The following is a 1688-nucleotide window of genomic DNA, read 5'->3' as shown; positions in this document are numbered from 1 at the left end:
ACATGACCTATGCACTTCAATCCAGTAACTGGTAATCATTCAGCGTGTCATAAATGTTGAAAAATGTTCAAAAAGCATTGAAAAAATCCCTTGACTTTTCGAAATCGACCCCATAATCGCGAAGGATACCTTTATTTCCAAGGTATATCTTCTAGATTATAGGTGGTCTTCCAATGTCAGCGTTGCAGAAACCGAGATTCAAAGCATTAAATCACAGCGAATGCGCCGGAGCCCCCATATTAAAGAATCTGTGGAATCGATTCGACTTTTCTTTGTTGCTTGCCCAATCCGGCATGATGAAACGCAATGGCACGCCTTCATGGTTACTCTGTTTCCTCTATGTTGTCGGTCTCGTTTCCAATTGCCCCTCCGTTGCTCAAATGGCGCAGTTGGCCGACAAAGACGCTTTGCTGAAGGAGATGTTTCAGCCTTGGAAGATTGCGCAATATACCTTGAGCCGCTTCTTTACGAATAGCTTTGCATGGACGACGTTTGGCAAAAAACGTGTTGCGCGCTTGCAGCAAGATCCTGTAACCGCGCTGGCCGATGGGGATGTTGTCAATCTCGATGACACCCACAGCGCACATCCTTATGCCAAACAACTCCCGTTTCTGCACTGGCTCTATGATCATTCCGCCAAGACCTATGTTTGGGCTATGAACCTGGTGGTTCTGCAGGCTGTTCTGAAAAGCGGATTAGAGTATCCGCTATTCTACCGGATCTGGCACAAGCCCGAATCGAAAGGGGAAGGACTGACGAAAATCGATCTGGCCAGGCAAATGCTGCTCATGCTGCGTGAATCCGTTTCGTGCCGGTTGTGGGTGGCCATGGATCGTTGGTACCTGTGCAAACATTTCTTTGCGTTCCTTGAAGCAAACCACTTTGACTGGGTCACCAAGGCCAAGCGCAACACCGCTTTGTTTCGCAAGGTCATGGAACCCGGCACCCGTCGGGAACGTTATGTGCCGCTTACTCCGGTAATGCTCATCCGAGAAGTCTATAAGAAGCTGACTCGTCAGACGACATCCGGTTTGAGCTCCATTTCGATCCCGGACATTTACATGAAGCGTTCATACACGACGGTGAATCGGAAAGGAAAGCAAGTGACGAAGCACCGCTATGTTCCTGTGGCTGCGGTTGTTGCCATGCGGCTTAAGGAAGATGAGCTCACAGAACCAGACTCGATTCAAGCCCAACAAGAAGAAGCGTTGGCCACTTACAAAGGCGCATATTTGTTAATCAGCAATCGCCACGATGTTCCGGAAGACGTCGTGCGGACCTATGCCAAGCGCTGGCGCATCGAAGTGTTCTTTCGAACCGCGAAACAAGAATTGGCTTTTGAGAAATGCCATTCGGAATCCGAAGCGCATCACCACGCCCATTTCGAGCTATTGTTTGCCGCTGAAACCTTGCTGGCTGTAGCGCTTTTTGAACTGAACAAAGAAAAAACGAGTGCTGATGAAGGCTACACCCACGGCGAAATGGTTCGCGGCCTCTTCCACACTCGTTGTCAGGTTCGCGTGAAAAACCACAAAGGCATTCCGCGAATCTCTATTGATTGTGACACACAAGTGCAGCAATTTGCAAGACTTATTGAACTATTTTGGCCGGAACATTATTTGATGCTTCTTTGGGATGTGCCAAAACCGAAAATTTACCAAGTATTACCTCGAAGTGCATAGGTCATG

At 48.3% G+C, this 1688-nt stretch carries 1 protein-coding gene; it reads left to right on the top strand.

Annotated elements, in window-relative coordinates:
* The first annotated feature begins 173 nt into the window (after positions 1–173).
* A complete protein-coding gene (locus F591_RS33200; protein ID WP_019537633.1) occupies positions 174–1682 on the top strand; it encodes a transposase in 1509 nt (502 codons plus the stop codon).
* Positions 1683–1688: the final 6 nt, after the last annotated feature.

This window comes from Paenibacillus ginsengihumi DSM 21568, assembly GCF_000380965.1.
GTDB classification, from domain to species: Bacteria; Bacillota; Bacilli; order Paenibacillales; family NBRC-103111; genus Paenibacillus_G; species Paenibacillus_G ginsengihumi.
The sequence above is the reverse complement of the archived record's forward strand: the minus strand, read 5'-3'. Positions and strand labels throughout refer to the sequence as shown.

Coding starts and splice junctions, on each gene's coding strand:
- F591_RS33200 (WP_019537633.1), top strand. CDS start 174: ATGTCAGCGTTGCAGAAACCGAGATTCAAAGCATTAAATCACAGCGAA.